At 38.9% G+C, this 25,644-nt stretch carries 28 protein-coding genes and 1 other annotated feature; of the genes, 24 read left to right on the forward strand and 4 right to left on the reverse strand.

Annotation, left to right across the window (positions count from 1 at the left end):
- The first annotated feature begins 122 nt into the window (after positions 1–122).
- From rbsK to WDC_RS01240, 5 genes are all read left to right on the forward strand, one after another.
- Complete coding sequence (gene rbsK, locus WDC_RS01220; protein WP_044009993.1) at positions 123–1,040, forward strand: ribokinase; 918 nt, start codon at positions 123–125, stop codon at positions 1,038–1,040.
- 73 nt (positions 1,041–1,113) lie between these two features.
- Complete coding sequence (locus WDC_RS01225) at positions 1,114–1,458, forward strand: YlbF family regulator (RefSeq protein ID WP_044009994.1); 345 nt, start codon at positions 1,114–1,116, stop codon at positions 1,456–1,458.
- A 75-nt stretch (positions 1,459–1,533) separates the two neighbouring features.
- The gene (locus tag WDC_RS01230; RefSeq protein WP_044009995.1) at positions 1,534–2,778 is read left to right on the forward strand and encodes a metallophosphoesterase family protein; all 1,245 of its coding nucleotides are present in this window, start codon (positions 1,534–1,536) and stop codon (positions 2,776–2,778) included.
- Positions 2,753–5,311, forward strand: coding sequence for an ATP-binding protein (locus WDC_RS01235; RefSeq protein ID WP_044009996.1), 2,559 nt, complete (start codon positions 2,753–2,755; stop codon positions 5,309–5,311). The genes WDC_RS01230 and WDC_RS01235 overlap by 26 nt, the downstream gene beginning before the upstream one ends.
- A gap of 9 nt (positions 5,312–5,320) precedes the next feature.
- On the forward strand, positions 5,321–6,286 hold the full coding sequence (locus tag WDC_RS01240) for a 3'-5' exoribonuclease YhaM family protein (RefSeq protein WP_044009997.1): 966 nt from the start codon (positions 5,321–5,323) through the stop codon (positions 6,284–6,286).
- A 49-nt stretch (positions 6,287–6,335) separates the two neighbouring features.
- Here WDC_RS01240 and WDC_RS01245 read toward each other — a convergent pair whose 3' ends face one another.
- The 3 genes from WDC_RS01245 to WDC_RS01255 all read right to left on the reverse strand — a co-directional run bounded on the left by WDC_RS01245 (position 6,336) and on the right by WDC_RS01255 (position 8,100).
- Positions 6,336–7,244: a peptidylprolyl isomerase gene (locus WDC_RS01245; protein ID WP_044009998.1), complete on the reverse strand. Its 909-nt coding sequence runs from the start codon at positions 7,242–7,244 to the stop codon at positions 6,336–6,338.
- Positions 7,245–7,412: 168 nt separating this feature from the next.
- Positions 7,413–7,670 carry a hypothetical protein gene (locus WDC_RS01250; protein ID WP_044009999.1) on the reverse strand — a complete coding sequence of 86 codons (258 nt, stop codon included), beginning with the start codon at positions 7,668–7,670 and terminating at the stop codon, positions 7,413–7,415.
- Between the two features lies 1 nt (position 7,671).
- Complete coding sequence (locus WDC_RS01255; RefSeq protein ID WP_044010000.1) at positions 7,672–8,100, reverse strand: HIT family protein; 429 nt, start codon at positions 8,098–8,100, stop codon at positions 7,672–7,674.
- Between the two features lie 132 nt (positions 8,101–8,232).
- Here WDC_RS01255 and WDC_RS01260 point away from each other — a divergent pair, with 132 nt between their 5' ends.
- From WDC_RS01260 to trmB, 3 genes are read left to right on the forward strand one after another with little or no spacing between them, the layout of a single operon-like run.
- A complete protein-coding gene (locus WDC_RS01260) occupies positions 8,233–8,979 on the forward strand; it encodes an ABC transporter ATP-binding protein (RefSeq protein WP_044010001.1) in 747 nt (248 codons plus the stop codon).
- The gene (locus WDC_RS01265) at positions 8,963–10,177 is read left to right on the forward strand and encodes an ABC transporter permease (protein WP_044010002.1); all 1,215 of its coding nucleotides are present in this window, start codon (positions 8,963–8,965) and stop codon (positions 10,175–10,177) included. Before WDC_RS01260 ends, WDC_RS01265 begins: the two co-directional genes overlap by 17 nt.
- Positions 10,178–10,188: 11 nt before the next feature.
- Positions 10,189–10,860 carry a tRNA (guanosine(46)-N7)-methyltransferase TrmB gene (trmB, locus tag WDC_RS01270; RefSeq protein ID WP_044010003.1) on the forward strand — a complete coding sequence of 224 codons (672 nt, stop codon included), beginning with the start codon at positions 10,189–10,191 and terminating at the stop codon, positions 10,858–10,860.
- 59 nt (positions 10,861–10,919) lie between these two features.
- Here trmB and WDC_RS01275 read toward each other — a convergent pair whose 3' ends face one another.
- A complete protein-coding gene (locus WDC_RS01275) occupies positions 10,920–11,249 on the reverse strand; it encodes a hypothetical protein (protein ID WP_044010004.1) in 330 nt (109 codons plus the stop codon).
- 158 nt (positions 11,250–11,407) lie between these two features.
- Here WDC_RS01275 and WDC_RS01280 point away from each other — a divergent pair, with 158 nt between their 5' ends.
- The 16 genes from WDC_RS01280 (at position 11,408) to yqeH (ending at position 25,641) form a co-directional block, all read left to right on the forward strand.
- Positions 11,408–11,731, forward strand: coding sequence for a thioredoxin family protein (locus WDC_RS01280; RefSeq protein ID WP_044010005.1), 324 nt, complete (start codon positions 11,408–11,410; stop codon positions 11,729–11,731).
- Positions 11,732–11,793: 62 nt separating this feature from the next.
- Complete coding sequence (ytpR, locus tag WDC_RS01285; RefSeq protein ID WP_044010006.1) at positions 11,794–12,429, forward strand: YtpR family tRNA-binding protein; 636 nt, start codon at positions 11,794–11,796, stop codon at positions 12,427–12,429.
- Between the two features lie 35 nt (positions 12,430–12,464).
- Positions 12,465–12,860 (forward strand): hypothetical protein, encoded by a 396-nt coding sequence (locus WDC_RS01290; protein ID WP_044010007.1) that lies wholly within the window; start codon positions 12,465–12,467, stop codon positions 12,858–12,860.
- Between the two features lie 34 nt (positions 12,861–12,894).
- Positions 12,895–14,226, forward strand: coding sequence for a UDP-N-acetylmuramate--L-alanine ligase (gene murC, locus WDC_RS01295; protein WP_044010008.1), 1,332 nt, complete (start codon positions 12,895–12,897; stop codon positions 14,224–14,226).
- A gap of 87 nt (positions 14,227–14,313) precedes the next feature.
- The gene (locus tag WDC_RS01300) at positions 14,314–15,027 is read left to right on the forward strand and encodes a Bax inhibitor-1/YccA family protein (protein WP_044010063.1); all 714 of its coding nucleotides are present in this window, start codon (positions 14,314–14,316) and stop codon (positions 15,025–15,027) included.
- A gap of 129 nt (positions 15,028–15,156) precedes the next feature.
- Positions 15,157–17,823: a DNA polymerase I gene (gene polA, locus WDC_RS01305; RefSeq protein ID WP_044010009.1), complete on the forward strand. Its 2,667-nt coding sequence runs from the start codon at positions 15,157–15,159 to the stop codon at positions 17,821–17,823.
- 39 nt (positions 17,824–17,862) lie between these two features.
- Positions 17,863–18,693, forward strand: coding sequence for a bifunctional DNA-formamidopyrimidine glycosylase/DNA-(apurinic or apyrimidinic site) lyase (gene mutM / locus WDC_RS01310; RefSeq protein WP_044010010.1), 831 nt, complete (start codon positions 17,863–17,865; stop codon positions 18,691–18,693).
- A 2-nt stretch (positions 18,694–18,695) separates the two neighbouring features.
- Positions 18,696–19,295: a dephospho-CoA kinase gene (gene coaE, locus WDC_RS01315; RefSeq protein ID WP_044010011.1), complete on the forward strand. Its 600-nt coding sequence runs from the start codon at positions 18,696–18,698 to the stop codon at positions 19,293–19,295.
- 19 nt (positions 19,296–19,314) lie between these two features.
- Complete coding sequence (nrdR, locus tag WDC_RS01320) at positions 19,315–19,788, forward strand: transcriptional regulator NrdR (protein ID WP_044010012.1); 474 nt, start codon at positions 19,315–19,317, stop codon at positions 19,786–19,788.
- 11 nt (positions 19,789–19,799) lie between these two features.
- Positions 19,800–21,170, forward strand: a complete 1,371-nt coding sequence (locus tag WDC_RS01325) for a replication initiation and membrane attachment family protein (RefSeq protein WP_044010013.1) — start codon at positions 19,800–19,802, stop codon at positions 21,168–21,170.
- A 3-nt stretch (positions 21,171–21,173) separates the two neighbouring features.
- Complete coding sequence (gene dnaI / locus WDC_RS01330; protein WP_044010014.1) at positions 21,174–22,106, forward strand: primosomal protein DnaI; 933 nt, start codon at positions 21,174–21,176, stop codon at positions 22,104–22,106.
- A gap of 455 nt (positions 22,107–22,561) precedes the next feature.
- Positions 22,562–22,689 (forward strand) — a sequence feature (ribosomal protein L20 leader region).
- Between the two features lie 42 nt (positions 22,690–22,731).
- Positions 22,732–23,238 (forward strand): translation initiation factor IF-3, encoded by a 507-nt coding sequence (infC, locus tag WDC_RS01335; RefSeq protein ID WP_044010015.1) that lies wholly within the window; start codon positions 22,732–22,734, stop codon positions 23,236–23,238.
- Positions 23,239–23,262: 24 nt separating this feature from the next.
- Positions 23,263–23,460 (forward strand): 50S ribosomal protein L35, encoded by a 198-nt coding sequence (gene rpmI, locus WDC_RS01340; protein ID WP_044010016.1) that lies wholly within the window; start codon positions 23,263–23,265, stop codon positions 23,458–23,460.
- A gap of 37 nt (positions 23,461–23,497) precedes the next feature.
- The gene (rplT, locus tag WDC_RS01345) at positions 23,498–23,851 is read left to right on the forward strand and encodes a 50S ribosomal protein L20 (protein ID WP_044010017.1); all 354 of its coding nucleotides are present in this window, start codon (positions 23,498–23,500) and stop codon (positions 23,849–23,851) included.
- 118 nt (positions 23,852–23,969) lie between these two features.
- Positions 23,970–24,524 carry a YqeG family HAD IIIA-type phosphatase gene (locus WDC_RS01350; RefSeq protein WP_225349606.1) on the forward strand — a complete coding sequence of 185 codons (555 nt, stop codon included), beginning with the start codon at positions 23,970–23,972 and terminating at the stop codon, positions 24,522–24,524.
- Positions 24,517–25,641, forward strand: a complete 1,125-nt coding sequence (gene yqeH / locus WDC_RS01355) for a ribosome biogenesis GTPase YqeH (RefSeq protein WP_044010018.1) — start codon at positions 24,517–24,519, stop codon at positions 25,639–25,641. Before WDC_RS01350 ends, yqeH begins: the two co-directional genes overlap by 8 nt.
- Positions 25,642–25,644: the final 3 nt, after the last annotated feature.

Here is a 25,644-nt window from a genome sequence, read left to right on the forward strand (position 1 = left end):
CAAATTAATTTAAGGATTGTAAGCCCTTACTATTTTGTGGTAGGCTATAGATAATCAAATAAATATGGTTTATTTCGTTCAGTAAAACGATTTACCTCATAACAAACTAAAGGAGTTTTCATATGACAAACAAAGTTACAGTACTGGGAAGTTTGAACGTCGACACAACATTAAGGATTAAGCGGATGCCACAACCGGGCGAAACGTTAATGACAGAAAACAAAAGCAGCGCCGCTGGTGGCAAAGGTGCTAATCAGGCCGTGGCCGCTGCCCGTGCCGGCGCCCAGACCAGTTTTATCGGGAAAGTTGGCAAGGATAGTGCAGGTCAGTTCATGGTGGAATCATTGAATGATGATCAAATTAATACAGATGGTATTGCTGTAGATGAAACGGTGGGTACTGGTTCAGCATCAATTTTGCTGGACGAAGAAGGCCAGAATAGTATCTTGGTTTATGGCGGATCTAATAAACGAGTGTCCAAACAAGAAGTCGATGCTGCTGCAGAACAGATTAAGCATGCTGACTTTGTGATTGCACAGTTTGAAACACCACAAGAAGCAGCATTAGAGGCATTCAAAATGGCCAAGGAGAATGGGGTAGTAACAATTTTAAATCCTGCTCCGGCAGCCCAAATCGATCCAGCATTATTGCAGGTAACTGATTTGATTGTGCCGAATGAAACTGAGAGTGCTAGTTTGACCGGCATTGAAATTACTGATGATGCCTCGATGGTTGCTAGTGCGAAAGCGTTCGAAAAAATGGGCGTCAAAAATTTGATTATCACAGTTGGTAGTAAGGGAGCCTTTTATTCTACGGCTACCGAGCATGATTTCGTACCAGCATTTAAGGTGAAAGCCGTCGATACCACTGCGGCTGGTGACACATTCATTGGTGCGTTAAGCTCACAGTTGAAGACGGATTTGTCCAATATCGCAACAGCACTGGTATTTGCACAGCGAGCTAGTTCGATCACGGTACAACGGCTTGGAGCAATGCCCTCGATTCCAACAGTTGCTGAAATTAAAGCTGCCAGCAAATAGTTTTTTAGTGACAGATAGGCAATTCACCTTAAAAATGATACAATGTTAACGAAATCACTTTAGGAGGACGAACATGGCTGTTAATATTTATGACTCTGCAAATCAGATGGAACGTGACTTACGAGAAACACAGGAATTCGTTGCATTGAAAGAAGCTTATGAAGCAATGAAACAAGATGCCGCTACATTTGAAATGTTTAAACAGTTCCAGACAATGCAAATCCAGCTACAACAAAAACAATATCAAGGACAACAGCCAAGTGAAGATGAGATTAAGCAAGCGCAAGAACTAGCTGGCAAAGTTGGCCAAGTTGACGCAATTAAAGCATTAATGGAAAAAGAAAAGGCAGTCGATCAATTACTGAGTGACGTTAATAATGTAATTACGAAGCCAATCCAAGAGTTGTATCAAAGTTAACTACAAAGCTGAGCGCCGGTAATTCACGAGCGCTCAGCTTTTTTAGTTGTGTTTTTGTGAAATGGAGAAATTAAGATGAAATTTATTCATACTGCTGACTTACATTTAGATAGCCCGTTTTTAGGCTTACAGGATGCACCAGAACAACTCTGTCAATCAATCCAGCAGTCAACGTTTACATCGTTTGAACGGATTGTTACCGATGCAATCAAGCTTGGCATTGATTTTATGTGTATCGCTGGTGATATTTTTGATCGCGATCAACGCAGTATTGCGGCAGAGAATTTCTTTGTTAAGCAATGTGAACGACTTAAGGCTGCTGACATTGATGTCTATTTAAGTTACGGCAATCATGATTATCAGACAATTACAACTACAACTCATATTTTACCAGCTAATGTTCATGTGTTTGGTAATGAAATTGAAACAAAACAATTGACACTTAAAGATGGTACGACAGTTGCTATTAGTGGTTTTAGCTATGCTAACCGGTGGATTGAAGACGATAAAGCAGTTGATTTTCCTGTTAAGAGCAGTGTGGATTGGCAAATTGGCATGTTGCATGGTGCGCTAACTGGGCTAAAAAATCCACACGATAATTATGCGCCGTTTACAGTGCAGGAATTATTGGCTAAAAATTATGACTACTGGGCGCTGGGACATATTCACAAGCGACAGATCATCCATGAAAATCCGGTGATCGCATATTCCGGCAATACTCAAGGCCGGCACCGTAATGAAGCAGGACCGAAGGGATATTATTTAGTTAGTGAGCAAAATCAGCAATTACAGCCCGAATTTCATGAAACGGCGCCCATTGATTGGCAAACGCAGACAATCAAATTGGACCAGGAAAGCTCAGCCGCCGATTTAGTATCAAATATTAATCATCAAATGGAAGAGCAAATCGCGCAAAAAAAATTAACGTTAGTATCACTAGAATTAACAGGAGCTACTTTGCTAGCACCACAATTGATAACGCAGATTGATAACGGGAGCATTTTAACCCGGTTGCAATCGCAAATAATGACTGTTAACAAGATTCAATTTTGGCCGTATGAAATTAAGATCAAATTGGATGAAATGCGGCCCGATTTTGCATCATTGGATCAACAGTATTGGGACAAGGCCGCACAAAATGTGTTCACAACGGAAAATGTAACTGATTTAGCGGAAAAACTTTTCAGTTATTCATTCATTGAGGAACAATTTAGTCAGCCGGAAATCTTAACATCACTGCAGCAATCAGTATCATTGGCACTCCAAACTAATCAAAACCAGGAGGAACAACAAGATGAAGATTCAACAGATCCAAATTGATGGTTTTGGTAAGTGGCAGGACCAGCAGTTTGATATTGATCCGCAGTTCCAGATTATTTATGGTAAAAATGAGGCTGGTAAAACAACGTTAAGTCATTTTATCACTAGTATTTTGTTTGGCTTTGCCAATGGTCATCAACAATACCAACAATATTTGCCTAAAAACGGTGCGGCATATGGTGGTCAATTAACGATTGAAGCAGAAAATCTGATATATCGGCTGCAGCGAGTTAAAGGTAAAAACGGTGGGCCATTAACAATTAGTGATGAGCAGGGGCAACAGTTACCGGCAACTAAGCTAACTGAAATATTGGGGCCAATTGATCAGCAACTATATGATTCTATTTTTAGTTTCTCACAAATAGATCTCACCCAAATCTTCCAACTGACGGGGCAAAATTTAGCAGATTACTTACGTCAAATGGGTGCTGTCGGTAGCTCTCAGTGGCTTGATTTGATTAAGGAACACAGGAAAAATGCAGATGAGATCTATAAACCAAGGGGAAGCAAACCACAGTTAAATCAGCGATTAAAAGAATACAAGGCATTAAATATAAAAGTACAACAAGCCGCTGGTCGATACGATCATTATCAAACGTTGCTCGCTCAGGTAAATTCAGCCAGTGAGAAACTAACTAAAAATCGAGCACATCTAAAGCAGGTACAACTTGAATTGGAGCACTTGCAAGGACTAAAACGATTGATGCCAATTTTCTTGAAACTGAAAGCTACGACTACTAATCAGGTTGAATTAACTAATGAAGATATTGCACAAGTGCAGCAACTGCAAGCTGACTTAACGCAAATTAATTCGCAAGTACAAAATTTGACACAACAATTAACTGATGTGCAGCAAAACAACCAATTAACTGGACAACAGCAATTTTATTTTGACCATGTGAGTCAATTTGAACGGGTGGCACAATTGATGCCACAATTAAAACTACGATTAGAACAAGATGAGCGTCAAAATGAGCAATTGGATGCATGGACTGTTGCGCAACAGCAAATTTTAGCACGTTATAATGTTAACAGATTGCCAGCAGCAACGTCAGATGAGCAGATTGCAATTTTGGAACAGCTGCAGGGACAACAGCGTGAATTACAAACTAAACTGGAAAGTTTGACGCAGTCACAAATGCGCACAAAACCGACTACAGTTCAATCGACGTGGTGGGGTTATGGCGTTGCAGTGGTCAGCTTAATTGCCTTATTAATAGTACCAAATCTATTTGTTAAAATTATACTGGTACTGGTCTTACTTGGCAGCCTTGTATCGAACGTATGGGTAAATCGAGGTGCAAAAGACCAGCAACAAGTGAACAACCAAGAAAAATTGCAGACGGTTAAAGCCTACCTTGATTCCGTGGAGCAGAAACTTACTAACTGGGGCAAACAAAATAAGGTCACCGCATTCAGGCAGGAGCAGTGGCTATCAATGCAGGGTGATTTACGTCGTTTTGCTGATTTAGAAAAGCAAATTAATCAAGTAGGCGAGCAACAAACCCAGACGAAGATCAAAGAAGCTGAGTTTAAGCAGGCACTGGCATTTGCTCGTGAATGGGTTCAATTGGATGGCTCGGTTAATGAATTAATTGAGCGAGTTGAACAATTTATTGCTAAACAGGCTGGCGCAAAAGATGCCTGGCAGTCACAACAACAACGTTTTTCGATTCTAGCTAAACAGTTGGATGACACCAAGCAACACCAGATTGTTAAACAACAACAAAAGACGGCCATTTACGCACGATTAAAAATCACTAATGATGCTGATTTCAAGGCAACTCACCAGCAATTTTTGATCGCCACAGCTGATCAAGAAAAAGCAGCAGCTTTGTCTAGCCAAGTTTCAGCAGAACAGCAACAGGAGTTGGCAGCATTCACTGACGAAGATGATTTGGCAAATCAATTGATCGCAAAACAAGCGACTGTCGATGAAGTTAAAAAAACTATTGATGATGCATTTGAAATGCAAACGAGCGTTCAACTTGAAATCAACCAGATGGCTAAAAGCGGAACACTCAGTGCTTTAAGACAGCAACAGGCTAATTTACAGGCAACTATCAATCAATTAGTATTCAATTGGTTAAGCGAGCAACTTACTTCTGCATGGATTAATCAGGCGTTGGACCTAGCTTCGAAGGGGCGGTTTCCACAAATTATCAAAAAGGCCAATAAATATTTTGCAACTTTAACCGGGCAACACTATGGTAAAATCGAAGTAGACGATGAAAAAATTACAGTGGTCGATCAAGATGGTGATTCGTTTGAAGTTGGTGAACTTTCACAAGGGACTGCGGAACAGTTGTATGTTGCTCTGCGATTTGGCTTTGCTGTTGTAATGAGTGATACAATCAATTTACCGTTATTAATCGACGATGGATTTGTTAATTTTGATAATTCACGCAAAACAGCAGTTCTAAATGTTATTCAACAAATTAGCGCAGAAAATCAAGTTATTTATTTTACAGCTAACGATCATATCTTGACGCAAATGACAGAAACTAGCATTCTTAATTTAGACAAAGAGTAGGTGAAGTAGATGGCGAATCAAAAATTATTCGATTTTGATGTAGATGAAGTAATGGACATCTTTGTTTTGATCAAAAGCGCAGACGTTCGAGTAGCTAAAAATGGAAAGCGATTTTTGGCACTTACTTTTGAAGATGACTCCGGTGAACTAGCTGGTATGTATTGGGATGCTAATGATGAAGACGTGAGTCTCTTTGTTCCTGGCAAAGTGGTTAAGTTGAACGCTAAGCGGGAAAATTATCAGGGTAAACCCCAAGTTAAAATTACAGGGTTACGGTTAGCAAAAGAAACTGAACCACATGATCCAAGTTATTTCTTACCACATGCGCCAGAGAAACGTTCAGAGATTGAGGCTCAAATTGATCAGTACATCTTTGAAATTACCCAACCAACTTGGAATCGCATTGTACGAAACCTACTGCAAAAGCATCATGAAGCATTCTTTACATTTCCTGCCGCCAAGACAAATCATCATGCCTTTGCCGGTGGATTGTCATTTCATACGTTGTCAATTCTGAATTTAGCTAAATCAGTTGTGAGTCAATACGAGGGAATTGACACGGCACTGTTGTATGCAGGGGCAATTTTACATGATCTAGGCAAGACGGTTGAATTGTCTGGGCCCGTGTCAACCAGTTATACAGTGGCAGGCAATCTAATTGGGCATATTTCGCTGGTAGATGGTGAGATTGTGGCGGCGTGCCAGACATTGAAAATTGATGCTCAACAAGAAGATGTTTTGTTATTACGGCATGTTATTTTAGCGCATCACGGCTTACTAGAATACGGGTCCCCGGTGACACCACATTTGTTGGAGGCTGAAATTCTGCATCGCCTGGATGAACTTGATGCTTCCGTAATGATGATTCAAGGCGCATTAGGACATACTAAACCGGGTGAATTTTCAGAACGAATATTTGGGTTAGACCGGCGTAATTTTTACAAAGAAACAGATAATGATGAACTTAAATCTTGAGGATCAAAAAAAGATTGGCAATCGATGCCAATCTTTTTTGATCTTCAGTTTAGTTTGAAGTTGATGTTGAACTTGATGAAGTTGAAAGGTAATCATCAAGAATGTTCTTCAAGTCACTATCCTTGATAGAAACATTCCCCTTCTTCAATACTTTTGTAACCACGCTGTGTAACTTGGTGCTGTTACTCATATCTTCGGTAATGATTTGTTCTTTCAAGTCTGCAGTGTGTTGCTTTTCAGTTCCTTTACCTGGATTCTTAATCATGTAAATGACCTGATAGCCGCTAGATGTCTTAACAGGTGAGGTAGTGTACTCGCCTGTTTTTAGTTTAAAAGCAGCTTTTTTGTATGCTGAGGCGAGGGAAGTATCAGTGTTATCAAATGCACTGACAACACCACCAGTACTCTTATTAGAAGTATCTGTTGATTTACTTTTGGCTAATTTATTAAACGCCTTTAGCTTATTGCCAGAAGTACTATTCAAAGTATCAATAATATCTTGAGCAGTTGATTTCTTGGCAACTAGGATCTCAGCAGTCTGAACTTTTGGTTCGAATGACTTCCACTGTTTGTTAATTGCTTTTTGAGTAATTTTGGTATGATCCTTAACGGCTTCCTTCAAGAGTAAGTTAGACCGAATTTCTTCTTTCAAGCTTGAAGTTGTCATACTATTTTGAGATAAAACAGTACTAAATGATGTTCCGTATTGTGATTTGTAAGTATTGTATTCTTTAGTAACAGCGGCTTTGGAAACATCATCACCGTATTGCTTTTCCAATACCTTGTTCAAAATCATTTGTTGCAGGACCTGCTTACCACTTGAAGTTGATTTCAAGCTACTGTAATAAGCACTTTCTGTAATTTTTCCACCACTAGTGGTAGCGACAGCCTTATTACCACACGCTGCCAATGGCACCATCAGTGCCACACCGGCTAAAATTGCAAGCCATTTTTTCATGTAATATCCACATCCATTTCTTAGATTTAAGTTTCAAGCTTAAAAACTCACCTGTCTAATATAACACAAACCCCAAAACGGGTAAGCAAAGTAAGGAAAAATTTACAAAAAAATCACATCCAGCCTAAACTTTGATACTTTCTTTAGAATTGGATGTGATTAATTCAGTTATTTTTGATTAGTTATTTGTGTCAATCGATCGATTTCAGCTTGCATTTTTGTTTGTAACTCTTGGATTCGAGTTAGACGTGGTTGTGTTTTGAAGTTGAATTCAGCGATTTTCTTTTGTAAATCATCTAGCTGTGGTTTACTTTGGGTGACTGCTGATTCTAAGTTGGCGACACTTTCAGCTAAGGACTGGCTGACTGTACCTAAATTTTTAACGTCATTGATTAAACTTTTAATCGAATTAAGTAGATTTTTCATATTAGACTCCTAAATGGTTGATAATCGATTGTTGAATTTTTTCGTAATCAGCCGGAGTGTAATTTGCTGAATTGTCTTTGAAAATCATTTGGAAATCGTCTTGTTCCGTATAGCGTGGGATCAAGTGAAAGTGAGAGTGAAAGACGGATTGATAGGCCACAGCACCGTTGTTATTGAGGACATTCATGCCCTTGATCGACGGATCTGATTCTTTAATCGCACGAGCAATTTTAGGGATTCGTGCAAAAACAGCACTGGCTAACGCTTCATCATAGGCAAATAGATCTGGGATGTGTTTCTTTGGAATAACAAGAGTATGGCCAGGTGTTCCTTGCGAAATATCAAGAAAAGCCTTGACTACGTCGTCTTCATATACTGTGTAGCTAGGAATATCACCTGCAATAATTTTACAAAAAATACAATCATCCATAAAAAGAGCCTTCTTTCAGTATTTATTATTTTCAATTATACAAGACAATCACAAGTCGCGCATCTTTTTGTGCTCTTTTTGATATGCTATAATTAATTAAAATATGAGACATTGATGTAAGAAGGAAAATAAATGACACTAAAAGTTGAACACATTGTGGGTGGCTACTCACAAATCCCGGTTTTAAACGATGTTAGTTTTGACGTGCATAATGGTGAATTGGTCGGTTTAATCGGGCTAAATGGCGCTGGCAAATCAACGACCATTAATCACATTATTGGTTTATTAACGCCGTTTAAAGGTTCCATTCAAATTGATGGCATCAGTTTGCAGCAAGATAGTGAACAGTATAAGAGTCAAATTGCTTACATTCCAGAAACGCCGGTCTTATATGACGAGTTGACATTAAAGGAACACTTAGAATTAACAATGACAGCTTATCAATTAGAGCCTAAGTCTGCTCGGCAACGAGCTAATCAGTTATTGAAAGTATTTCGGTTGGACAATAAGTTAGATTGGTTTCCAGCTAACTTTTCAAAAGGAATGAAGCAAAAAGTGATGATTTGCTGTGCTTTTATGACTAATGCCAATCTATTTATCATTGATGAGCCATTCTATGGTCTGGATCCACTTGCTGTGCGAGATTTATTGACTCAAATTGAATCAGTTAAGCAGCGTGGGGCTGCCGTGTTGATGTCGACGCACGTGTTAGATACAGCACAGAAATACTGTGATCGCTTTGTCCTGCTGGCAAACGGTCAAGTTAAAGCAAAGGGTACTTTAGATGAGTTGCGGCAATTGAGTGATAATAAAAATGAATCGCTAGATGACATCTATTTAGCACTGGCAAAGGAAGATTTAGATGGAAAAACTGTATAATAAACGTCGAAGTCAGCATTTTTTGTTGCTGTTGCGCTATTGGCGCTTAGTGTTCAATGATCATTTTATGATCGCCCTATTCGTTTTCTTGGGTGCGTTAATTTGGGGCTATTCACAGGCACTGGATCAGCTAACGCCACCAATTTGGTGGGCTCGACCGATTACAATCGTAATTTTATTAATATTGCTTCAATTTGGCCGGTTAGCGACCCTACTTAAACCTGCAGATCCTGTTTTTTTATTACCACAAAGTAAAATGATGGATCACTATTTAAAACAGGCAGCTCGTTACAGCCTTTTGCTGGCAGAACTGATTGTAGTGGGCTGCACGGTGATTGTCATGCCATTTTTGATGAGCGCAACACAGACAACTAACTGGCAAGCGGGGATCATTATTATTACCGTTATGTTGTTAAAGTATAGTTGGATGGATTTCAGCTTACTGCGGTTATATCGGCGTAATTTTCAACAAAACTCAATCAAATGGCTGCTTCAATGGGGATGTCCGGCAATTATCTTGATCGTGACACTACTGGTGAATGCAATTGCTGGCATGGTATTGGCATTACTGTTATTAGTGTTCACTAAATATCAGTTGTCACAGCTCAAACATCAGTTGTTCAATTGGCGGTTGGCGGTAGCAACTGAATCTCAACGAATGTTGGGTGTGTATCGTTTCTTTAATCTATTTACTGATGTTCCTGCGGTACAGGGGACAATTCATCGACGTAAATATTTGGATTTTATGCTGACATTTTTAAATCGCGACAAGACCGTTTTTTCTTATCTGTATGCACGCGGCTTGTTACGGGGAACCGAAGTCAGCGGTTTGATTGTCCGATTAACTTTAATTGGAATGGTAATTGTATTTTTCGTGCCAGAATTTTGGCTCAATCTAATTTTATTTTTATTATTTATCTACTTAATTGCAGTTCAAATAATGCCATTTTACTGGCAATATGATAGTCACGTGTTTACTTATTTATACCCCATTAAAGTTGAAACTAAGATGAAAAGCTTCAAAAAAATGATGGTTAAAATAATGGCAATCGTCGGAGGATTACTCTGGTTAGCCAGCTTAACAACCCAAATTTCGTTAACTGGAATGGGAATTAAATTAATTTTAGGCATTTTAGAAATATGGTTATTAGGTGGCGTATATGCAACCAGTCGAATTAATAATAAAAAAAGCAAGTGAGGAATAAATAAATGCGAGTGAGAAATAAGCCATGGGCCCAACCTTTAATTGATGCTAACTCTGAACTAATTACTGAGGCACCTGAACAATATGCCGGACAATGGGAAACCCGGTTTGTCGCTAATCAGCCAATTCACGTAGAAATTGGCATGGGCAAGGGGCAATTTATCGTTGGGATGGCCAAGGCTCATCCAGAAATTAATTTTATTGGGGTTGAAATTCAAAAATCTGTGGCCGCGACGGCTTTAAAACTGGCACTGCCGGAAAAGTTACCAAATTTACAATTGGTTTCTGGAGCAGGCGAATCGATTGACACGTACTTTCAGCCCCAAGAGGTAACACAGCTTTATTTGAATTTCTCGGATCCATGGCCAAAAACGCGGCACACAAAACGACGGTTAACCTATAAATCATTTCTGGCAGCTTACCAAAATATTTTACCTGCTAACGGCGTAATTGAGTTAAAAACTGATAATCAAGGCTTTTTTGAATATTCATTGGTGAGTTTAAATAATTTTGGGATGGTCTTTGACGGAGTTTGGTTAGATTTACACAATAGCGAAGAAAATGAAGCCAATGTTGAAACTGAATATGAGCAAAAATTCAGTGCCAAGGGACAACCGATTTACAAAGTTAGAGCGCATTTTATTTCTCCCAAAAATAAACAGAGATCGGAAAAATAAATTTTCACAATCTCTGTCATATTTTTCAGTTATTTAATTTGTTGGCAACACAATCATGATTAGATACGTTTTAAACTTAACACAGTGCCTGTTTTTGAATCTGCCAAAAATTCATAAGTTACTAATTGATTGTCCTCATAACGACTAATGCCACCTTGAAATGCTTCTGTTTTAAAGGCGAATCGTTGATATGGCACTTTTTCATTTTCAATCCAAGAGCCTTCAATTGGGCCTTCTTTTTGGAATGACCGCTTAATTAAAATTAAAATATCGCTTGAACTGAGGTGGTCTGCGCGCAGCAGCCGTCCCAAAAGAAATCCTGTCACGCCAGATATTCCAAGTGCTAGTGGTAATGCAAAACGATCAAATTGGTTTGGTGCTGTATCCATACTAAAACCTCCAGTGCAATAGGAATTAAAATTATTATAACAAATTATTGAATTAACAACAAAGAAATGCAAAATCGGTGCTATTAATTTGATTTTGCGTATAATATAGCATTAGTGAATAAAGTATGCTACTGATTACTACAAAGGAGATAGATAAAATGCAAACAATTGCAAAAACTTCTAAAGATGAATTAATGGACCAAATAAAAACTGGCAAGTATATGCTATTTTTCTCAGCCGGCTGGTGCTCAGATTGTAATTTCATTAAACCACACATGCCAGCGATTGAAGCTGAGTATTCCGATTTCCAATTTATTTCCGTGGATCGTGATGAAAATATCGATTTAGCGGTTGAACTAAACGTGTTTGGGATTCCAAGTTTCATCGCATATGAAGACGGTAAAGAAATTGGTCGCTTTGTTAATAAAGACCGGAAGACAAAAGAGCAGGTAGAACAATTTATTGACGGTTTAGCTAGTTAAAAAATAATATTAGTATTTAAATGGCGGTGCACGCCATTTTTTTGTGATGAAGGGGATAAATTATGTTAATTGCAAGTTATAATCAAGCTGCGTTGGGAGATGTGCTTGTAGTGATTGCAGCAGCTGATGAAGCTGAACAAACAACTACAAAGCGTGACGATATTGTTGAAATCGTGGCGCAATCCGATGGTCATTTAATTGGGTTTAATTTTTTAAAAATTAAAACAATTTTGCCAACTCTCAGTGGTAATGGCAAAATTGAATTGAGTGATGACCAGATTGGTATTCTAAATGAAGCAATTAAGACGGCAGGATTTAGTACAAAATTAGTTGCGGACTATGATGCCAAATTTGTGATTGGCTATGTTGAAACGGTAGAAAAGCATCCTAAATCAGACCATTTGCATATTACAACAACGCTTGTTGACGGCGAACACGAGCTACAAATTGTATCTGGATCGCCTAATATCAAGGATCACATTAAGGTAGTAGTTGCCAAAGTCGGAGCAATGATGCCTAGTGGTCAAATTATTTGGCCGGGACAATTGCGCGGTGTTTCAAGCAATGGTATGATTTGTTCAGGCAGAGAATTAAAGTTAAAAAATGCACCAGAAAAACCAGGCGCATTGATTTTACCTGATGATTTTCAAGCAATTGGACAACCATTTGATTTTGCTAAGGGCAATCTGCTATTTTGAGATTGCTCTTTTATTTTTTAGTTGAGGTGAGGGGTATGACACAGCAATACGATGGACCATCGTTATTTCGTCATCCTTCTAGTGCAGACGATGACAAAATAAACCAATCTGAACGACAGACATTAAAACGGGCAAAGCAAACTTTGCAACAGGTTTATGTTCCACCGGTTATGGCAAATAAGGTCGTTAAACAACGAATTGATTTTAACAAAATCATCCGACAATTACATAAACAACCTGGCTCATATTACTTGCCAGCAACTGAGGTGCCAAAAGCAGGCTTAACTAAGAATGTTGCACCAAAAGAAGCTGACCTAAAGACGTCTCAAGTTCATAAATCAAACAATAAAGCGTTAGGACATTCACTGCACGATATTTTACAAGGTGAACAAAATTCGCAACGTAATTTAAAAATTTTTGATCAAAAATAAATAATATTGGCAAGTGAAAGGAATCTAAATCGGTATGGATAATAAAACAACATATTATTTTATAGGAATCAAGGGTTCAGGAATGAGTGCATTAGCTTTGGTGTTGCACGATAAGGGATTTAAAGTTGAAGGTTCCGATATTGACCAGTATACGTTTACTCAGCGTGGACTGGAAAATGCAGGCATTAAGGCGTATTCTTTTTCTCCATCGAACTTGCATGCTGGATTGACAGTAATTGCTGGCAATGCATTTCCTGATGATCACCCTGAAATTATCCAGGCTAAAAAGCTGGGTCTCAAAGTTTATCGGTACCATGAATTTTTAGGTGAATTGATCGAAGGTTACACGAGCATCGGGGTGGCTGGAGCTCATGGAAAAACCAGCACTACCGGATTATTAGCGCACGTGTTAAGCGGTATTGCACCAACTAGTTATCTAATTGGGGATGGCAGTGGTAAAGGTAAACCTGATGCTCGATTCTTTGTTTTTGAAGCAGATGAATATCGCCGACATTTCATGGCTTATCATCCAGACTATGCCATTATGACCAATATTGATTTTGACCATCCTGATTATTATAGTGGGATCGATGATGTAGCCAGTGCATTTGAGAGTTTTGGTAAGCAGGTAAAAAAGGGTATTTTTGCCTGGGGTGATGACCAAAATTTGAGAAAATTAAACGTCGATGTTCCCGTTTATTACTATGGAACGAGTGCGACCGATGATTTTCGGGCAGCTGAAATCAAACGGACCACCAAAGGATCCAATTTTGATGTGTATTACCATGATGAATTGTTGGGTAACTTTGAAATTCCGTTGTTTGGACAACATAATATTTTAAATAGTTTGGCTGTCATTGCGGTTGCGTACTTTGAAAAAGTTGACTTAAACGATATCAGAACAGAATTATTGACATTCAAGGGCGTCAAACGTCGTTTTAGTGAGCGCAAAGTGGCGGATATGACCATCATCGATGATTATGCGCATCATCCGTCAGAAATTAAAGCCACACTGGATGCGGCCAGACAAAAGTACCCAGATAAAGAAATAGTTGCCGTTTTTCAGCCACATACATTTACCCGAACAATTGCATTACTAGATGATTTTGCTACCAGTCTTAATTTAGCAGATCATGTTTATCTGACTGACATTTTTGGTTCAGTTAGAGAACACGCCGGGAAAGTTTCAAGTGCCGATTTGGGCGCCAAAATTAGTAAGGGCGGCACTGTTTTAAAACTGGACAACATGTCTCCTTTACTTGATTACCATGACGCGGTGGTTGTATTTATGGGAGCCGGTGACGTTCAAAAATATGAACGAGAATATGAAACATTGCTTAGCAACCTAACGCCTAAGAATAACTAGTATTTTGATCATTTTACTTGCGGTTTATAGTGTAGTTCGATAAGATATTGAGAAATATAGATGAAAGAAGTGGATTAATTGAATAACATGAACGAAGATTATTCATCAACTGAACGTCGCGTTGTCGGTAACGAGGCAGGATTAGCCAAATTTATGACCAGGATGTATGGCAATATGACGTTGGCTGTTTTGGTATCTGCGCTCAGTTCCTTTTTAACTTTAACTGTGTTTAAGGAACAAGTCTTTGGTTATATGACACAACATCCAGGTATGATGTGGATTATTTTATTATTGCCTGTGGCCTTATCGATGGGGGTTAGTTTTAGGGCAACTAGAAATCCAGTGATGAGTTTTATTATGTTAATGGCCGTGGCAGTTATTTATGGAGTCGTGTTTGCTCTGATCTGTGCCGCGTACACTGCAACTAGTATTTCAGCTGCATTTATTTCCTCTGCAGCAGTCTTTATAACCATGGCAATTTATGGAAGTGTCACTAAACGTGATTTGAGTAAGTTTGGTGCCCATGCTTTTGCAGCGCTAGTTGCGTTAGTGGTGGCTAGCTTTATCAATATGTTCCTGCAAAGCCCTGCAATCACATATATTTTTTCTTACATTGCAGTGATTATCTTTACTGTTTTGACAGCCTGGGATGCACAAAATATGAAAAATATTTACGTTCGTTATGGTAATCAGGTGTCGGTAAGTGGCTTAGCCGTGATGGGGGCATTACAGTTATACCTTGATTTTGTTAATATCTTCATTAGCTTATTACAAATTTTTGGAATGAGTGACCGAAACTAATAATCAATATTGAAATAATGAGCACTGACGACTAACAGTTGTTGGTGTTTTTTTATGCAGTTGTGTGTTATCAAACGATCCTTTTTGATACAATGGACAGTGTAGGAATAATTTAGTCAGGAGATTATAATGACAAAACAATTATTATTGATCGATGGTAACAGTGTTGCGTTTCGTGCTTTTTTTGCGCTTCATTCACAGTTAGATAAATTTACAAACCAAAATGGTCTCCATACGACTGCAATTTATGGCTTCAATTTAATGCTAGATCATATTTTAAAAATAGTTAAACCGGATGCAGCACTGGTTGCATTTGATGCGGGTAAAACTACTTTTCGTACCGCAATGTTTGCTGATTATAAAAGTGGTCGCGCCAAAACACCACCTGAATTGTCGGAGCAAATGCCATATTTAAAACAACTCGTGGCGGCACGCGGCATTAAGAGTTATGAGCTTGCTAATTATGAGGCTGACGATATTATTGGCACATTAGCACAACAAGCTAGTCAAAGTGATTATAAAACCACAATTGTCACTGGTGATCGTGACTTAACTCAATTAGCCACAGAGCAGGTTACTGTGTCTGTCACACATAAAGGGGTTACTGAAGTAGAGCACTATACACCAGCCCATGTGCTAGAAAAATTTGGCTTAACGCCAGCGCAGATTGTTGATATGAAAGGGCTTATGGGTGACACGTCCGATAATTATCCTGGTGTTACCAAAGTTGGCGAAAAAACAGCCATTAAACTGTTAAAAGAATATGACTCAATTGAAAATTTGTACGACCATATTGATGATTTAAAACAAAGTAAAATGAAGGACCATCTGATCGAAGACCATGATTTGGCAATGATGTCAAAAAAATTGGCTCGAATTAATCAATCGGCACCGCTTGAAGTTGAACTTTCTGAGTTGACGTATTTAGGCGATCAAACTGATGAATTGATCAAGTTTTATCAGCAAATGAATTTTCGTTCATTTCTAACTAAAATGAATGTCGAGCAGACAGAATTATCGCTGGAAGCCCCAGTAGATAAACCAATCGATTATACGGTATTGACAGCAGCGAACCTTGATTTAGTTAAGCAATTTGATCAGCCGGTTTCATTTTATTTAGAAATGCCAGCGGCCAATTACCATGTGTCTGATTTTGCTGGCTTCGTGATTGGTAATAATGATCAGTGGTTTGTCAGTCGAGACGTTGATTTGCTTAAACAGCCTGCACTAGCTCAAGTGTTAGCAAGCACAAAAATAAGCAAAAATGTGTTTAATGCCAAGGCTATGATCGTCGGCTTGCATCGGTTGGGGGTTCAATTACAAAACGTTAATTTTGATTTATTGTTAGTATCGTATTTACTTAATACAAATGACAATAGTGATGATCTAGGGCTAGTAGCGCGTGAACATGGCTACGAAGATGTGCAAGAAGATGAAATTGTTTATGGCAAAGGTGCTAAGTTGGCAATTCCTGCTGATGATTCTGTTTTGTTTACGCACTTAGCCAAAAAGGCCCGGACGATTGATTTATTGTCATCACAGTTATTTGATGAATTAGATCAAAATGAACAAACACCGCTCTATACAGATATTGAATTACCATTAACGAACGTGTTGGCACAAATGGAAATCATGGGTATTAAAGTTGATGTTGACCGTTTGAGTGCTATGGGCAGCAAATTAGTTGAACGATTAAGTGAAATTGAGCAAACTATTTACCAGGAAGCAGGGCAAGAATTTAATATTAATTCAACCAAGCAACTGGGTGAAATTTTATTTGAGCAGATGAAGTTACCCGTGATTAAAAAAACCAAAACAGGTTATTCAACGGCGGTTGATGTGCTCGAAAAATTGCGCGATCAAGCGCCAATTGTCGACAATATTTTGCAGTATCGTCAAATTGCTAAGTTGCAATCGACTTATATCGAAGGACTGCTGAAGGTTGTTCACTCTAGCGATCAAAAAATCCATACCCGTTATCTGCAAACGCTCACGCAGACAGGTCGATTATCATCGGTTGACCCCAATTTGCAAAATATTCCGATTAGACTTGAAGAGGGGCGTAAAATTAGGCAGGCCTTTGTGCCCAGCCATCCCGATTGGGAAATTTTTTCATCTGATTATTCACAAATCGAATTGCGGGTTTTAGCACACATTACAGGCGACAAAAACCTACAAGAAGCTTTTTTAGAAGATCAAGATATCCACGCTAGCACTGCTCGTCGAATTTTCAAACTAGGACCGAATGATGAAATTGACAGAAATTTGCGTCGCCAAGCTAAAGCGGTCAATTTTGGAATTGTTTACGGCATTAGTGATTATGGTTTGTCGCAAAACATCGGGATCACGAGAAAACAAGCGAAGGCATTTATCGACACCTACTTTGAAGAGTACCCAGGTGTAAAAAAATATATCGACACTGTGGTTAAGCAGGCCAAAAAGATGGGGTATGTTGAGACGCTTACGCACCGTCGCCGTTATTTGCCAGACATTAATACCAAGAATTTTAATCAACGGTCATTTGCGGAGCGGACAGCTATGAATACACCGATTCAAGGTAGTGCTGCTGATATTATTAAAATCGCCATGATTGGCATGCAAACAGCACTAAAACAGCAAAATTTACAAGCCAAAATGCTGCTACAAATCCACGATGAATTAGTTTTTGAAGCACCAAAGGAAGAAATTCCAGTGTTAGAAAAATTGGTTCCTAGTGTAATGGATTCTGCGGTCAAATTGGATGTGCCCTTGAAGGTTGAAAGCGCCCATGGAGCAACATGGTACGATGCCAAATAATATATTTTAAAGCAGCAGTGGTTGATTGGAGGACTTAAAATGCCAGAGTTACCAGAAGTTGAAACAGTGAGACGAGGATTATTAAAAATTGCGACTGATCGACAGATCGTTGGCATCGATGTTTTATACGGCAAAACAATTACAAATGATGTTGAATTATTCAAGGAAGCATTAATCGGCCAGACAATTAATACGGTTGATCGACGCGGTAAATATCTGTTGTTTCGTTTTAGTAACCAACTGACAATGGTGTCTCATTTGCGAATGGAAGGTAAGTATTTTAACCTACCAGAAAGTGAGGTGCCACGGAAGCATACACATGTTGTGTTCCATTTTAATGACCAAACCAAACTCTGTTACAATGACACCCGGAAATTTGGCCGCATGACGCTGGTGAAAACGGGTGAAGAAATGCAGGTTGCCGGATTAAAAACAATTGGCCCTGAGCCAACAGACACTACATTGACGGTTGAATATTTAGTCAATATTATGGCGAAAAGTCGGCGTGAAATTAAACCATTTTTGCTAGACCAAAGTAAAGTGGCTGGACTAGGCAACATTTATGTTGATGAAGTGCTCTGGATGAGTCGCATTAATCCGTTGGAGCCAGTGAATCATTTAACAACGCAACAGATTACAAAATTAAGGGCCAACATTATTAATGAGCTTGCCACTGCAACCAAACATCATGGTACAACCGTGCATTCATATACGACGGCGTTCGGTGATGCAGGTGAATTTCAAAATCAGTTGCATGCGTATGGAAATGCTGGTAAACCTTGTGAGCGCTGTGGAACAACAATGATTAAAACAAAGGTCGCTCAACGTGGGACGACTTATTGCCCCCATTGCCAAGTTTTAGGGGCCTAATCATGACAACAATTTTAGGCTTAACTGGCGGGATTGCCACGGGTAAATCCACTGTTAGTAGTTTTTTGCGCCAATTTAAAATACCAATTATAGATGCTGATGTGATTGCTCGTCAGGTAGTTGCGCTTGGCTCAGTTGGGTTAAAACAACTAAGTGACACCTTTGGGAGCGAATTTTTAAATCAAGATCACAGTTTGAACCGTTCAAAATTAGGCAGGTTGGTTTTTAGTGATCCGCACAAGCTAGTTCAGTTAAATACGATTATGCAGCCATTGATTGCTGCCGAAATTAAACAACAAATACTGGCTTACCAACAGCAACAGACGCCTTTAATTGTACTGGATGCGCCGTTACTATTCGAACAACACCACGAAAAAAAAGTGGATTTTGTCATGGTAGTATCGGTCCCACCGAAACTTCAATTGAAACGGCTGATGCAACGTGATCAGGTTAGTCGAATAGATGCTGAACAACGTATTAAGTCGCAATGGTCGGTCACACAAAAACAAGCGCAAGCAGATGTAGTGATTGACAATTCGGGTTCAGTTGCTGATACTGAAAAGCAAGTATTACATTGGCTGAATAAAAATAATTTGATCTAACTAAGAGGAAGTGAACTAAATGCATTGTCCCCATTGCCAACACAATAACTCACGGGTGATTGATAGTCGGCCAACTGAAGATGGTCGTTGTATTCGTCGTCGCCGTGAATGTGAGAACTGTGGGTTTCGATTTACCACGTTTGAGCGTTATGAAGAAACAACTTTGTTGGTGATTAAAAAAGATGGTAATCGCGAGGCCTTTAACCGGCAAAAAATTTTAAATGGAATTATTCGCTCAGCTGAGAAAAGACCAATTAGTATGGAAAAAATCAATCAAGTGGTCGAAGAAATTGATAATCAAGTGCGTGGTTTAGGTGAAAGCGAAGTTACTAGCCAAGTAATTGGTGAATTTGTGATGAATGCACTGAAAGATTTAGACGAAATTGCATATATCAGATTTGCCAGTGTCTACCGTCAGTTTAAAGATATGGATGATTTCATGAACGAATTACAAGATGTGATGCACCGTGATCGGTCACATAAACGAAAATAGGAGGGACAAAGTTGGCTGATTATAACAGTTCATTGACACCACAAACGGGATTTATTGTTTGCTTATCAAATCAGTTTAGTACGTTTTCTGAAGATAATTTAATTGATTTTTATCAGCCAATTTTAGGTTCTCAGGCCCTCGGATTGTTTTATGCATTGAAAGCAAGTTCGACGAAACATCCATTGCTAACAAAGCGGCAGGCACATACTCATTTATTGGCCCGTTTGAATATTGATGTCCAAGCATTCTATCAAGCACGGGTACGGTTAGAAGCCATTGGCTTAGTTCGTTCGTTTGAAACTAGTGATCAAATTGGTGATGTTGTTGTGTACGAATTGCAACCAACCCTGACCCCCCAGCAATTTATTCAAGACGATCTACTTAGTGTTTTGTTGCTAGAGGCTATTGGAGAACAAAACTATGAGCAGTTGGTTGCTGATAGCACTGCATATCAGTTTGACGTGCATTCATTAACAAACGTTACGAAGAGTTTTTTTGATTCTTACCATATTAATCAAACCGAAGTTACCAAATTACCAGATATGATTCGTGAGAGTAGGCAAAAATTTGTAGTAAGTGAGCCTAGTGAGCATAGTCATTTGTTGACTTCTGATTTTGATTTTCAATTATTAGTGCAATTATTACAAAGTCAGCCAATTAATAGAGACGATTTAACGGCGAATCGGCAGTTAATTGAAAATGAACATTTAATTTATGGCATTGATGAACCACAAATGGCACGCCTGTTGATGCAGGCAACTAGTTTGACGGATAATCGGTTGGACAAAAACCAATTAAAACACTTAATTTCTGCCAGCTACCAACAGGTAACTGATAACGTTGAGCAACCAGAAAAGAATGAACAATCAATAAAGCAAGCTGATTTGAAGGGGCTGTCCACTAATGAACAGGCATTGATTAAGGCTTGTCAGTCGTATGCCCCCATTGAATTTTTACAAACATTGATGGTACAAAAAAATGGATTTGTGACCAGTGGTGAGGAATATATTTTGCGCGATCTAATTAGTCGCAAACTTTTTGCTCCCAGTGTCGTTAACATGTTAATTTACTATGTATTACAAGAGCGCGGCCAGGCAACACTGACCAAAAATTTGGTTGATACAGTGGCTAATAGTTGGTCGCAAGCTAAATTAACAACTCCAGTTCAAGCACTAAATCAGATCAAGGAACGTAGCCAAAGAAAGTCAACCACCAGACGTACCAGTACTAGTAATTATGGTCATCGTCAGGTAAAAGAAAAATTGCCTGATTGGGCAAAAGATGATTACCAAACAGCTGATGATAAAGCAACACCAGCACAAATTGCTAAGTTAAAAGCACAAATAAAGCAGCAACGTGAGCAACAATCAAAGGAGGGATAACTAGTGGAAAGTGTTAGTGAATCAATCAAAAAAATGATGAAAAGTCGTAATTTTGATCCCGAGTATCAAAAATTAATTGAACACGTTTATGCTGATAAGGATGTTCAATCATTTTTGCAAGTAAATCAAGATAAGCTTAGTGAAAACAGTATTATGCGGGGCGAAGCTAAGCTGTATGAATTTGTTAATGAAAAAACTAAATTAGCGCGAAACGAAGCAACATTTGCCCCTGGTTATCGGCCAACTTTAGTGCTTAACAAAAATCTCATTGATGTTTCATATGTGCCAACAAATGAATTATTAGCACAACAAGCTCAAACAGCTCTGAAACATCGTGTTCGCTCGATAAGTATGCCCAAGTTAATTAAGTCTGCTTCTTTTGATCAATTCGATATGGATAATGCTTCACGTAATCAGGCGTTGATGCAGGCAAATGAATTTGTGGCTAGTTATCGGCAACATAAGGATCAATTTCAGCCAGGACTGTATCTGTATGGTAGTTTTGGAGTGGGTAAGACCTATTTACTTGGTGCAATCGCTAATGAGTTAGCCAAATATAACGTTACGACTACTATGATTCATTTTCCGAGTTTTGCCGTTGAAATGAAAAATGCGATTGGTGACAACAATACAGGTAACAAGATTGAATCAATCAAAAAATCGCCAATTTTAATGTTGGATGATATTGGGGCAGATGCGATGTCTGCTTGGATTCGAGATGATGTTTTAGGGGTTATATTAGAATATAGAATGCAGGCAGAGCTGCCAACTTTCTTTAGTTCAAATTTCTCTATGACTGATTTTGAAAGTGAACATTTAGCCGTCAATCAGCGTGGGGATGTTGAGCCATTGAAAGCTAAACGAATTATGGAACGGATTAGATTTTTGGCACGCGAAGTGACGATGACAGGGGATAATCGTCGGCCTAAGGCTTAAACTCAAAGGTAGCTGTCTCTTATTTTAGACGTGTTCACTTGGCCAGCTACCTAGGGCTAAGCCAACAATGATCATCAATAAATCACAGACCGATTTATTAATCATCATTGTTAACTTAGCCTACGGTACCTTAGCGGCCATGCTCACACTTTTTTTAGACGTGTTCACTTGGCCAGCTACCTAGGGCTAAGCCAACAATGATCATCAATAAATCACAGACCGATTTATTAATCATCATTGTTAACTTAGCCTACGGTACCTTAGCGGCCACGCTCACACTTTTTTTAGACGTGTTCGCAAAGGCAGATGTCTAGAGCTAAGCTAGTTATGTCAATCAATAAACCAAAAAACGGTTTATTAATCGACATAACTAGCTTAGCCTACGACACCTTAACGCCTTTGCTCACACTTTTATTTGACAAGTTTCATTTACTTTGATATATTATACGAGTTGAAAGATTAAGCAGAAGCACCCGCTTCTCGCCTTAGTGATTTGGTCGCTGGGCTTACGAGATTAATGAGTAGTTCTTGGTAGAACTGCTAGTGGCGGGGTGCGTGTGCACCTCGCCTTTTGCTTTTCTTTCGCCAATAAATTTGGAGGTGTGTTGCCATAGCTCAAGATATGATGGTCAATAACGGAATTCGTGCTCGTGAACTAAGATTAATTGACGCCGATGGTAGTCAATTAGGCGTTAAGTCCAAGCAAGATGCGTTGAAAATGGCCGATGATGCTGAATTAGACCTTGTTTTAGTTGCTCCGAAAGCCAAACCGCCAGTTGCTAGGATCATGGATTATGGTAAGTATCGGTTTGAACTACAAAAAAAGGAACGCGAAGCACGTAAAAAGCAAAAAGTTATTTCAGTAAAGGAAGTTCGTTTGAGTCCCACCATTGACACCAATGACTTTAACACTAAACTTAAAAATGCACGTAAGTTTTTGAGTAAGGGTGATAAGGTTCGTGTTTCAATCAGATTTAAGGGTCGAGCAATTACGCATAAAGATATTGGGCGTAATGTGTTAAATCAAATGGCTTCTGAAACAAAGGATATTGCGTCAGTTGAGCAATATCCTAAGATGGAAGGACGGAGCATGTTTTTAGTACTAGCTCCAACCGCCGATAATTCAAAATAATGATGAGAAAGTAGGATAATTGTTATGCCAAAGATGAAGACAAACCGTGCCGCTGCAAAACGTTTCAAACGAACTGCAAATGGTGGTTTAAAGAGTGCCAATGCTTATACTAGTCACCGTTTCCATGGTAAGACAAAGAAACAACGTCGCCAATTACGTGGTTTAAGTATGATGAACAAAACAAATGTTAAACGTTACAAGAAATTACTACAAGTTAAGTAATTAAAATATTTTAAGAGAAACGTAGGAGGATACCACAATGCGAGTTAAAGGTGGAACAGTTACACGCGCACGGCGCAAAAAGGTTTTAAAATTAGCAAAAGGTTATCGTGGTTCAAAGCACCGTTTATTTAAAACAGCTAAAGACCAGGTAATGAAGTCATATGTTTATGCTTTCAGGGACCGTAAATCAAACAAGCGTAACTATCGTCAACTTTGGATTACTCGAATCAATGCAGCTGCACGTTTGAATGATATTAGTTACAGCAAGTTAATGCATGGTTTGAAGTTGGCTAACATCAATATGAACCGTAAAATGTTAGCTGAATTGGCTGTCAGTGATGCTGCTGGTTTTACAGCATTAGTTGATGCAGCAAAAAAAGCAAGCAAATAGTAATTAAGTTGAAGATTGGAGCAAATACTTTTGTTCTAGTCTTTATTTTTTTGACGGTAAAAAAATCAGTAAGTATGCTAAACTACAAGTAAATCAGTTTTAACAAAGTTATGAAAATATATACAGACGGGGGAACAAGATGCTGCTAAGGGAATTTAAACCAACATGGATGATCAATTCGGTTTATTCAATTGCACCACAACAATTAAAACAACAAGGAATTCGTGCTGTTTTTACGGATTTAGATAATACTTTGATTGCGTGGAATAATCCCGATGGCACTCCCGAACTAAAAAAGTGGATGCAAGAGTTAGATGACAATAATATTCCATTAATTGTTATTTCCAATAACAATTATGCACGTGTCAAGCGAGCAGTGGCGCCATTATCATTGCCATTCATTTCGCGTGCGTTGAAGCCGCTCGGCGTTGGTATTAATCGGGCGGTCAAAAAATTGGGATTACAACCACACGAAGTCGTGATGGTTGGTGATCAACTACTAACTGATATGATCGCGGCTAATCAGGCTGGTGTATACAGTATCTTGGTGCGACCGTTAATTAGCACAGATGCCTGGAATACTCGGATTAATCGTTTTTTTGAACAATATGTAATGAGGCAATTACTCAAACAATACCCAGCCCTAAAATGGCAGGAGGAACTGAATGACTGAAGCAACAGAATCAGAAAAATTAATTTGCATTGGGTGTGGCGCAACGATTCAAAGCGATGATCCACATGTAATTGGCTACACCCCTCAAGCTGCAATTAAAAAAGGGATCGACAGCAACGAACTATACTGTCAACGTTGTTTTCGACTACGTCATTATAATGAAATTGCACCGGTTTCTCTAACCGATGATGATTTTTTAAGATTACTAAATCAAATTAGTGATGCTAATGCATTGATCGTTTACGTTGTCGATATTTTCGATTTCAACGGTAGTGTAATTCCTGGTCTTCATCGATTCGTTGGTGATAATCCAGTAATATTGGTTGGTAATAAAGAAGACCTGTTACCACAATCACTAAAGCGGACTAAGCTTGCGGATTGGATGAGACAACAGGCCAATTTGAACGGAATTCATCCAGATGCAGTTGCTTTGGTTTCTGCTAAAAAGAATCATCAAATTCAAAGTTTATTAGATCTGATTAACAAGCGTCGTCAAAATCGTGATGTTTATGTTGTCGGAGTTACTAATGTTGGAAAATCGACGTTAATTAATCAAATCATTAGGCAAACTACTGGAGTTCAAGAATTGATCACGACTTCCCGTTTCCCTGGGACAACGTTGGACCGAATTGAAATCCCATTAGATGATGGTCATCAATTAGTAGATACTCCTGGGATTATTCACCCAGATCAAATGGCGCATGTATTGTCCGCTTCAGCATTAAAAATTGTGGCACCACAAAAAGAGATCAAGCCACGAACTTTCCAATTAGATGAGCAACAAACGATCTTTTTAGGTGGGGTGGCACGGTTTGATTATGAGTATGGTCCCAAAAAAGGGGTTGTGGCCTACTTTGATAATAATCTTGATTTGCATCGGACTAAATTAAGCAATGCCGATGCATTTTATGAGAAACATTTGGGTGGTTTATTGACACCGCCTACCAGTGATGAAAGTGAAGCATTCCCATCACTTGAACGCCACGAATTCCACGTTGACGAAAAAAGCGATCTTGTCATCGAAGGATTGGGCTGGGTAACTGTTCCTGCTGGATCAACAGTTGCTGGCTTTGCCCCTAAAGGTGTGTCAGTAATTGTGCGTCGAGCAATGATTTAGAAA

The organism is Paucilactobacillus wasatchensis, assembly GCF_000876205.1.
Lineage (GTDB): Bacteria > Bacillota > Bacilli > Lactobacillales > Lactobacillaceae > Paucilactobacillus > Paucilactobacillus wasatchensis.

Bases quoted from the DNA above. Each gene is read 5' to 3' on its own strand.
- WDC_RS01225 (WP_044009994.1), top strand. From the start codon at position 1,114: ATGGCTGTTAATATTTATGACTCTGCAAATCAGATGGAACGTGACTTA.
- polA (WP_044010009.1), top strand. From the start codon at position 15,157: ATGACAAAACAATTATTATTGATCGATGGTAACAGTGTTGCGTTTCGT.
- WDC_RS01260 (WP_044010001.1), top strand. From the start codon at position 8,233: ATGACACTAAAAGTTGAACACATTGTGGGTGGCTACTCACAAATCCCG.
- WDC_RS01290 (WP_044010007.1), top strand. From the start codon at position 12,465: ATGACACAGCAATACGATGGACCATCGTTATTTCGTCATCCTTCTAGT.
- WDC_RS01250 (WP_044009999.1), bottom strand. From the start codon at position 7,670: ATGAAAAATCTACTTAATTCGATTAAAAGTTTAATCAATGACGTTAAA.
- WDC_RS01245 (WP_044009998.1), bottom strand. From the start codon at position 7,244: ATGAAAAAATGGCTTGCAATTTTAGCCGGTGTGGCACTGATGGTGCCA.
- rbsK (WP_044009993.1), top strand. From the start codon at position 123: ATGACAAACAAAGTTACAGTACTGGGAAGTTTGAACGTCGACACAACA.
- nrdR (WP_044010012.1), top strand. From the start codon at position 19,315: ATGCATTGTCCCCATTGCCAACACAATAACTCACGGGTGATTGATAGT.
- yqeH (WP_044010018.1), top strand. From the start codon at position 24,517: ATGACTGAAGCAACAGAATCAGAAAAATTAATTTGCATTGGGTGTGGC.
- WDC_RS01240 (WP_044009997.1), top strand. From the start codon at position 5,321: ATGGCGAATCAAAAATTATTCGATTTTGATGTAGATGAAGTAATGGAC.
- mutM (WP_044010010.1), top strand. From the start codon at position 17,863: ATGCCAGAGTTACCAGAAGTTGAAACAGTGAGACGAGGATTATTAAAA.
- WDC_RS01275 (WP_044010004.1), bottom strand. From the start codon at position 11,249: ATGGATACAGCACCAAACCAATTTGATCGTTTTGCATTACCACTAGCA.
- WDC_RS01280 (WP_044010005.1), top strand. From the start codon at position 11,408: ATGCAAACAATTGCAAAAACTTCTAAAGATGAATTAATGGACCAAATA.
- rplT (WP_044010017.1), top strand. From the start codon at position 23,498: ATGCGAGTTAAAGGTGGAACAGTTACACGCGCACGGCGCAAAAAGGTT.
- WDC_RS01255 (WP_044010000.1), bottom strand. From the start codon at position 8,100: ATGGATGATTGTATTTTTTGTAAAATTATTGCAGGTGATATTCCTAGC.
- coaE (WP_044010011.1), top strand. From the start codon at position 18,696: ATGACAACAATTTTAGGCTTAACTGGCGGGATTGCCACGGGTAAATCC.
- WDC_RS01265 (WP_044010002.1), top strand. From the start codon at position 8,963: ATGGAAAAACTGTATAATAAACGTCGAAGTCAGCATTTTTTGTTGCTG.
- ytpR (WP_044010006.1), top strand. From the start codon at position 11,794: ATGTTAATTGCAAGTTATAATCAAGCTGCGTTGGGAGATGTGCTTGTA.
- murC (WP_044010008.1), top strand. From the start codon at position 12,895: ATGGATAATAAAACAACATATTATTTTATAGGAATCAAGGGTTCAGGA.
- WDC_RS01300 (WP_044010063.1), top strand. From the start codon at position 14,314: ATGAACGAAGATTATTCATCAACTGAACGTCGCGTTGTCGGTAACGAG.
- infC (WP_044010015.1), top strand. From the start codon at position 22,732: ATGGTCAATAACGGAATTCGTGCTCGTGAACTAAGATTAATTGACGCC.
- trmB (WP_044010003.1), top strand. From the start codon at position 10,189: ATGCGAGTGAGAAATAAGCCATGGGCCCAACCTTTAATTGATGCTAAC.
- WDC_RS01235 (WP_044009996.1), top strand. From the start codon at position 2,753: ATGAAGATTCAACAGATCCAAATTGATGGTTTTGGTAAGTGGCAGGAC.
- rpmI (WP_044010016.1), top strand. From the start codon at position 23,263: ATGCCAAAGATGAAGACAAACCGTGCCGCTGCAAAACGTTTCAAACGA.
- WDC_RS01230 (WP_044009995.1), top strand. From the start codon at position 1,534: ATGAAATTTATTCATACTGCTGACTTACATTTAGATAGCCCGTTTTTA.